Annotated in this window: 6 protein-coding genes and 1 pseudogene; 5 read left to right on the top strand and 2 right to left on the bottom strand. The window is 35.1% G+C overall.

The window, feature by feature from the left end; translation table 11 throughout:
* Positions 1-344: 344 nt before the first annotated feature.
* A complete protein-coding gene (locus tag V7077_RS19510; protein WP_335504971.1) occupies positions 345-1343 on the top strand; it encodes a DUF3231 family protein in 999 nt (332 codons plus the stop codon).
* Between the two features lie 397 nt (positions 1344-1740).
* Here V7077_RS19510 and V7077_RS27785 read toward each other — a convergent pair.
* Positions 1741-2325: pseudogene (locus V7077_RS27785) on the bottom strand (DDE-type integrase/transposase/recombinase); the annotation flags it as partial.
* A complete protein-coding gene (locus V7077_RS19505; RefSeq protein ID WP_335504970.1) occupies positions 2316-3215 on the bottom strand; it encodes a LysR family transcriptional regulator in 900 nt (299 codons plus the stop codon). The gene V7077_RS19505 and the pseudogene V7077_RS27785, both read right to left, overlap by 10 nt.
* 659 nt (positions 3216-3874) lie before the next feature.
* Here V7077_RS19505 and V7077_RS19500 point away from each other — a divergent pair.
* The 4 genes from V7077_RS19500 to V7077_RS19485 all read left to right on the top strand — a co-directional run bounded on the left by V7077_RS19500 (position 3875) and on the right by V7077_RS19485 (position 8149).
* Positions 3875-5044, top strand: a complete 1170-nt coding sequence (locus tag V7077_RS19500; protein WP_335504967.1) for an MFS transporter — start codon at positions 3875-3877, stop codon at positions 5042-5044.
* 218 nt (positions 5045-5262) lie between these two features.
* Positions 5263-5694, top strand: coding sequence for an SDR family NAD(P)-dependent oxidoreductase (locus V7077_RS19495; protein ID WP_335504980.1), 432 nt, complete (start codon positions 5263-5265; stop codon positions 5692-5694).
* A 142-nt stretch (positions 5695-5836) separates the two neighbouring features.
* Positions 5837-6364 (top strand): cyclophilin-like fold protein, encoded by a 528-nt coding sequence (locus V7077_RS19490; RefSeq protein WP_335504966.1) that lies wholly within the window; start codon positions 5837-5839, stop codon positions 6362-6364.
* Positions 6365-7348: 984 nt separating this feature from the next.
* Positions 7349-8149, top strand: coding sequence for an SDR family oxidoreductase (locus tag V7077_RS19485; RefSeq protein WP_335504964.1), 801 nt, complete (start codon positions 7349-7351; stop codon positions 8147-8149).
* Positions 8150-8158: the final 9 nt, after the last annotated feature.

Raw genomic sequence — 8158 nt, 5'->3', positions numbered from 1 at the left:
TATTAATAACTCCATTAGTCACCAACCCTATTTTTTTACACTAACTATCATTAAATTAGCACACAAATGGGAAAATTTGTATCATTTATTTTATTTGTAGAAAAATACTTAGTTCATCAGAAAAAAAAGCTGTTGAAGGGATTTAATTATAAGGTTGTGAAGAATTACACTTAAACTAAAGGGAGCGATTCTTCAAAAACGAAGGATCGCTTTTTTCTTCTTTAAATAATGGGGCAATTTGTTTATTGATAAACATCAATTATGGAAAAAAATCGCAGTAAATTTTATTAAGTATATTTATTAAGGCGATAATATTAACAGTTAAAAAACCTGGAGGTATTTCTATGGAAACTCATCATATTCGTTTAACTTCATCTGAAGTAGGGGGGTTATGGGCTAATTACATATCGGATTCTATGTTTATTTGTGTTTATAAGTATTATTTAGCTAAAGTTGAAGATGCGGAAATCAAGAAAGTCTTAGAGCATGCCTTGGATTTATCTCAACAGCATGTACGAGTTATTACAAAAATATTTAAGGAAGAGGGTCATGCTATTCCTATAGGGATTACTGAAAACGATGTTAATGTGGATGCTTCTAGGCTTTTTTCAGATGAGTTTTTTTTATTCTATACCAAGCATATGGTGAAAGGGGCTTTAGTAACATACGGTGCCATTTTGCCACATACCTTTCGCAATGACATTCGGGAACATTTTATGTCTTGTATCTCATCTACCATGGAATTATTCAATGAAACAACTGACGTACTCCTTTCAAAGGGACTAGAAGTTAGGACGCCTTATATTCCTTATCTCCAAGAAGTGGATATGGTTGAAAAACAACATTTCTTAGCGGGTTGGTGGGGAAGACAAAGACCACTATCAGCCGCTGAGATCACGCACCTCTACTCTAATATTCAAACTAACCATATGGGTTCGGCTGTGATAACTGGTTTCGCTCAAGTTGCGAAGTCTAAGGATGTCAAAGACTATTTCAAGAGGGGGAAAGAAATCGCAAAAAAACAAGTTGATGTTTTCAGCAAATACTTACATGAAAATGATCTTCCTGCACCAGTAACCTGGGATGCACAAGTTCAGGATACAACCGAATCACCATTTTCCGATAAATTAATGTTGTATATGATTTCCATGATGAATGCTGCTGGTATGGGAAACTACGGGACGGCCATTTCAGCTAGTCCAAGACGGGACATTGCTGCAGATTATATTCGATTACAAGGAGAAATTGGACTCTACGCAGAGGACGGTTTAAATCTCCAAATTAAGCATGCGTGGTTGGAAAAACCCCCTCTTGCAGCTGACAGAGATCAGTTAATGAAATAAAGAACCAACGAATAAGTTTACATTGAGCGATTAGATAAAGCTGCATACAGATTTACACAACAAGGCTAAATTAATAAATCAATTTAATATGACCATATAAGGAAACCGGAAGAGATGCTTATCATAATATCGCATCTTTTTATTAATGAACCACGATATGAAAAAATGTACTTAAACAAATGTTTGCATTCCTAGAATAGCGGTAATGCTTTTTTCTTAAACAAGTAACCGGTCAGTGTAGTTGAAAGGAATTTATACTATCTTTGTTGAAATAGTCATATTAAATCAGGTTTTTTAATATTTCTAATTCAACTGCTTTTTTAAAGATCATTCTTCCAGTTCGATGGGCGTTGTCAATTGTAAAGTGTATCCGTTGTAATGGACATTTTTAAAAAGGTTATACCGCGTTAAGAAGATGATAACTGTATTCAACAGGGGTCATCTTCTTTAAATTCCATTGGTATCTAAAATTGTTATAGTAATTCATTTAGCTTCTTATTTCTTGTTTAAGGTAATACAAGATTTAATATTTACTTCATCTTTAAGGTGACCTTAAAATGACTATTGGGGAGCATTATCCCAACAGTTTCCTCTTGGACATTGATTGGCACAACTTTAATTTTCTTACATGTTTCTGAAAGTAGGGCTAGTATAGGGTACTCCTTGATCTGTGTGAATAAAGGTGTCTTCTGCAAACTTTACTCGTCTATTTTACTTCAATTTTACTAGAGTATCAGTAACTAAATCTAAAGTTAATTGATCTGAAACATTATAGGACTAATATCTCATTTGTTGAACTATCCTTAATGGTGGACAAATAAGCCTTTTGTCCATTTAAGTAGTATTAATAAGTAATGTCTTTAATATCAAGTCTTCGTTTTTCACGGAGATTTCTGTTTTCCTGTGACTTGGGAGAAAAATAATTATAATAATTCGAGCGTGAAACTCCAGGTATTTCACATAAGTAACCAATCATGTTTCTTTTGTAAACTTCGCCTTAATTTCTTTTAAAAATATCTCTGCAGCAGCGGAAAAAGTCTGATGTTTTTTCCAAACAATATTTAAGCCGGATTCAAGCCTTGGCTTTAATGGTCTAAAACAAAGGTTACTATCGCTGGACGTATTCACAATTTTATCAAGGACTACTGCATAACCGATGCCCTCATCGACCATAATTGCAGCATTATAAGCAAGATTATAGGTAGCAATGATGTTTAATTTTTCAAAATCTTCACCAAACCAATCAGCAAATTCATTTTTTGAAAATGTTTGTTTAATAGCCTGTCGTGAACAGATAACCGGAACATCTATTAAATCTGCTGCTTGAATGGTATCTTTTAAAGCAAGAGGACTTTCTTTTCTCATAACAACGCCCCAAACATCCTCGCCTGGGATATCGATGTAATTATATTTTGATAAATTGGCTGGTTGAATTAAAATACCAAAGTCAATCAATCCCTTATCAAGCCGCTCAGTCACATCATCTGCGTTTCCACTGTAGAGGTGATACTGGATATTTGGATAACATAACTGTAAACCCCTTACTACCCGTGCAATCTGTCTCATTGCGTCTGTTTCCCCACCACCTATATAGACATCACCACTAATTGTTTCTTCCATTGAATTAAATTCTGCCTCTAATTTATCAACCATATCAACGATTGCTTCTGCCCTCTTTCGCAGAAGCATTCCTTCATCTGTAAGAATGATATTGTGGCTGCTGCGAGTGAATAGTTTTTTTCCTAAATCTTGTTCAAGATCTTTTAATTGTCTTGACAAGGTTGGCTGTGTCACATGCAAAAAATCTGCAGCCCCTGTAATGCTTCCCTCTCTTGCAACAGCAAGGAAATATCTCAACACTCTTAATTCCAATTGAAACCCCTCCTATATACTGTTTTAGTATATATGTTTTAGAAATGCCTATCAAGCATACCTTGATATAAGATATAGGTATTTGTTATGTGTGAAAGGTACAGCTAGAATATAATACAGAGCGTGAAAACAACAGTAAGATGATGTTATCTTAACTCAATATTAACGAATGTAACGAGCAGACAAGAAGTCAGTAAAAAGTTTATTTCCTTAAGGAGAACAGTATTGAACTTGGAGTATTAGTCGCTAGAAGCCCAGTCACAATGAATTTTAAAACAAAATTATATGAAACCTGGAGGAGAAAGCAGAAGGAAAAAACCAATAATTCATTCATTTCCTTTACTGCTAGCTTTCCTTCTTACTGCATGCAATAACAATGATACTAGTGATATCTGATCATATGAATGATTTTATGGATGCAATTTAAGAAGAAAGTAATGTAATAGAGGGTAAGGATAAGGCTAAAATCATTCAGGACGTTCTTTTAAGAATGTATTTACAGCAATTTGAAAGCTAATGGATTTGTTGCCATTATAAGATATTTGAATTTCCGACGGGGTGCACAACTCTATGATAATTCTAAAAAAGAAAACTTTGAAAAAATTCAGGGGGATTTCATAGTCCGTATTGAAAAAGTCGATTAGAGGAGAGGAACTTCTTTGAAAAAACAAAATAATTTACTTATATTTACATTGACCCTAGGGGCTTTCGGCATCATAAATACTGAAATGGGAGTTATAGGGATATTACCCTACATTGCTGATCACTTTCATGTCAGTGTATCAAAAGCAGGTTTGCTGGTAAGTCTTTTTGCACTAGTTGTTGCTATATCTGGTCCAACGATGCCGTTATTATTTTCGGGGGTAAATCGCAAGAAGGCAATGTTACTTGTACTAGGTATTTTCGTTCTAGGTAACATTGTCTCTATATTTACGTCTAATTTTGCCATCGCAATAATTGCACGTGTGATTCCAGCCATATTTCATCCCATCTATTTTTCAGCAGCTTTTACAATGGCTGCTAACTCAGTTCGAAAAGAAGATGCTCCAAAAGCTGTTTCAAAAGTTTTTATTGGAGTATCTGCTGGTATGGTTCTTGGTGTACCAATCGCAAGTTTTCTTGCCAGCACAATTTCGTTTCAAATATCAATGACATTTTTTGCTACTGTGAACACTATAGTATTTATTGCTACATTAGTATCTTTCCCTTCTATGCCTGTTAAAGAAAGACTTTCTTACGGGGCTCAATTGTCGGTATTAAAAAAACCAATTACTTGGCTTTCTATTGTTGCTGTCCTGTTCCTTAATTCAGCAGTATTTGGTGTGTATAGTTATCTTGCTGAGTATCTTAAAACCGTTACGCATGCCTCTGGGAAAACAATTAGTTTAATGTTAGTCATATTCGGGGCGGCAAATATTATTGGAAACATTTTGGCAGGAAAGTTACTTACTAAAGATGCCATCAAAACTGTAGTATCTTTTCCTTTTACAATGGGAGCCGTTTACATCATATTATTTTTAGTAGGCCAATTTACTTTACCTATGGCTATCATTACTTTATGTTGGGGAATATTGGCAGGTATAGGAACCAATATTAATCAATATTGGATTACCTCTGCAGTTCCAAATGCTCCTGATTTCGCTAATGGATTATTTTTATCATCTGTTAACTTAGGAACAACAATGGGTACAGCTGTAGGTGGATTATTTATTTCAGAATTAGGTACACAATACGTCGTATTAGTGGGATTATTCTCGTTGGTATTAGGGCTGTTATTAATTTTACTAAGAAACTATATGCCAAGTCCTACCAAACAACTTTCTAGATAAAGAATTAATTTAGGTGAGAAATGAGGGAGTTTAAATGTCACTGGATAAACAAGCAGTGCTTGTCACCGGTGGGAATCGAGGATTGGATATGAACTAGTTGAGCAATTGGCGTTGAAAGGTTTTAAGGTCATTTTGGGAAGTCGGGATCCAGTGATGGGTCATGAAGCTACGCAAAAAATTTAGAGAATCAAATCTGGACGGTACTTTTGTAGTGATAGATATATAATCAAAAGCGTATCAATCAAGCTGCAATAAAAGTTAATGAGCGGTATGGAAGATTAGACGTATTGATTAATAATGCTGGAGTATATCTAGAGAAGAATAAAAAGTTAGTGGCAATAGATCCTTCCATTCTGGAGAGAACGATGACAACCAATTTCTTCGGAGCTTATTATGTGATTCGTTCCTTTATTCCCCTTATGGATAAACAAATACATGGAAGAATTATTAATGTTTCCTTAGAATATGGGACGATGAGCGAATTGTCATATCATGGGGTAGGAGATTATAAGTTGTCTAAATTTGCACTAAATGGATTAACACGATTGGTAGCTGCAGAGGTCAATGGGGATATCAAAATAAATGCAGTCGATTCGGGATGGATGAGCTCAGATATGGGAGGCCCATCTGCTCCACAAACTCCAAAGTAAGCGGCTGAGTCTATCCTGTGGTTAGCGACTGTTGGATCTGAAGGACCAAATGGGGGATTCTTCAGAAATGGAAAACGAATCGATTGGTAACAATACCAGAGAAAATTGGTACAAAGTTTAGCGATACGAGGAGCAGTTAAAAATGAATAAAATCCTTCCAGTATTCTTTACTCTCGCTGTTATTTTGACTTTGGCTGGATGCGGTAATACCTCAGCAAATAATAGGGTTATATCATCCGAAAAATCTGTTGTTGCTAAAAACAATTCAACCGACGAACACCATAAAAGCCAAACATGTAGTGTGAAGGAGACGAAAATAATGAAAAACTTAAATATCAGAGTCGGAGATAAGACATTCACTGCTACTCTTGAGGATAACGATACTGCTAAAGCGCTTGTAGAACAGCTGCCGCTAACAGTAGATATGTCTGATCTCAATAACAATGAAAAATATAATAATTTGTCAGGTAATCTGCGTGCAGATAAGTCAACCTCTCCAGACAGGATTAATGAAGGCGATTTAATGCTCTATGGTAACAACTGTCTTGTTCTTTTTTATAAGACGTTCAATACTTCCTACAGCTATGTAAAGCTCGGACACATAGACAACACCACAGGTCTTACGGAAGCCTTAGGTTCAGGTAGTGTGCAGGTTTCCTTCAGTGAATAATGTAAGATGTGTCTATAAAAACTCAGTTCATTCATTGAAACGCACTGGTATTAATAAGCAGTCCGTTAATTCTATGTAAGAAGTTTTTCTATTTACTTTTAATAATTTTAAATCAACTTTGTCATCGAGGGAAGGTAAAGTAATACTGAAATTAAACAAATAATTCTATGGGGAGGGATTCTCAAATGAAAACATTGGTTCTTGTTTTTCACTCAAATATTAATAATTCTCGAATCAATGGCCGTTAGCGGAAGAAATGGAGAAGCAAGTAAACGTTACTGTTTACCGTGTCTTTGAGGCATACCAGAGAGAACAAACATTTTGCAGCTGAGCAAAAGCTATTGAAGAGTATGACCGCATCGTATTGCAATTCCCTTTCTATTGGCACTGCACACCACCATTACTGAAAAAATGTAAATTGTCCTCGTTTGTCCTCCAATGTTTTATATCTCTTTTAAACGTTTAAGTCAGACTATTGTAAAAACGTTGAGTTTAAGCCTTTTCTTATATACCATTTCTTTCTATTTTATATGAAAGTGAATGGGCGGCAAGATGTAAGGCTTTTGAGCCCATATTAGGAAAATAGATATAGCTATTTTTCAACATTTTAAGAAGTAGTCATGTAAATAATTTATTTATATCAATAGCAAAAATTACTCCCTCTAAAAATTTAGGAAGTATATCAAGCCTTTTAGGATGGCAGACCCTATTCAAAAATTCGAATAAAACGAATATCAAAATCTATTAATTCTTTTAGACAAATTTTTGGATTATTACATTGATAACCAAGTAGATAACGTTGAAGAAATTACGTATAGCCATGTTCAGTAATATTTTTTAGATTGCTATATTACCATTAACAAAAGTATAAATGCCATCCTTTTCAATATGGCTTGAAAAAGTGTGTATTAATTCAAAAAACAATTCTTCTTATAATAAAAACGTATTCAATATTGATGGGATAAAGATAGGGAGGAAAACATAATGCAAAAATCGTGGTTAGGTTTAGAAGGGAAAGTGGCAATTGTAACAGGTGGTGCATCAGGCATCGGCTTAAATATAGCAAACGAATTGTTGAAGAACGGAGCTAAAGTAGTTATTTCGGATTTAAATGTAGAAGAGGGACAACAAGAAGACGGGTTTTATTTTTTGAAATGTAATGTCTCCAAAAAAGAAAGCGTTGATCATATGGTAGCTAGAACAGTTGAATTGTTTGGCAGTGTGGATATCCTTGTTAATAACGCTGGTGTAAATCTTCCTAGACTCTTAGTGGATGTAAAAGGTGAAAGACCAGAATATGAAATAAATGAAAAGGATTTTGACTTTATGGTTGATGTCAACCAAAAGGGTCCATTTCTTTGTTCACAGGCTGCTGCAAAACAAATGTTAAAGCAAAATAAGGGTGTTATCATCAACGTTGCTTCTGAAGCAGGTCAGGAAGGTTCAGCAGGTCAAAGTGTTTATTCCGCAACAAAGGGCGCTATTATTTCTTTTACCCGTGCTTGGGCAAAGGAATTAGGAAAATATAACATTAGAGTGGTTGCAATCGCTCCAGGAATCATGGAAGCAACTGGATTAAGAACGGATGCTTACAACGAGGCATTGGCCTATACACGAGGCGTAACTGTGGATGGATTAAACACAGATTATAGCAAATCTATCCCATTGGCAAGGGAAGGGAAATTGTCTGAAGTAGCTGAGCTTGTATCTTACCTTGCTTCTGAACGTTCAAGTTACATTACGGGGACAACAGTTAATATTTCTGGTGGTAAATCTCGCGGTTAATGACAACAA

Origin of the sequence: Neobacillus vireti (assembly GCF_036962465.1) — a bacterium.
GTDB lineage: Bacteria > Bacillota > Bacilli > Bacillales > Cytobacillaceae > Neobacillus > Neobacillus vireti_B.
The sequence above is the reverse complement of the archived record's forward strand: the minus strand, read 5'-3'. Positions and strand labels throughout refer to the sequence as shown.

Excerpts from the sequence above, each read along its gene's own strand:
- V7077_RS19510 (WP_335504971.1), top strand. The coding sequence starts at position 345 with ATGGAAACTCATCATATTCGTTTAACTTCATCTGAAGTAGGGGGGTTA.
- V7077_RS19485 (WP_335504964.1), top strand. The coding sequence starts at position 7,349 with ATGCAAAAATCGTGGTTAGGTTTAGAAGGGAAAGTGGCAATTGTAACA.
- V7077_RS19490 (WP_335504966.1), top strand. The coding sequence starts at position 5,837 with ATGAATAAAATCCTTCCAGTATTCTTTACTCTCGCTGTTATTTTGACT.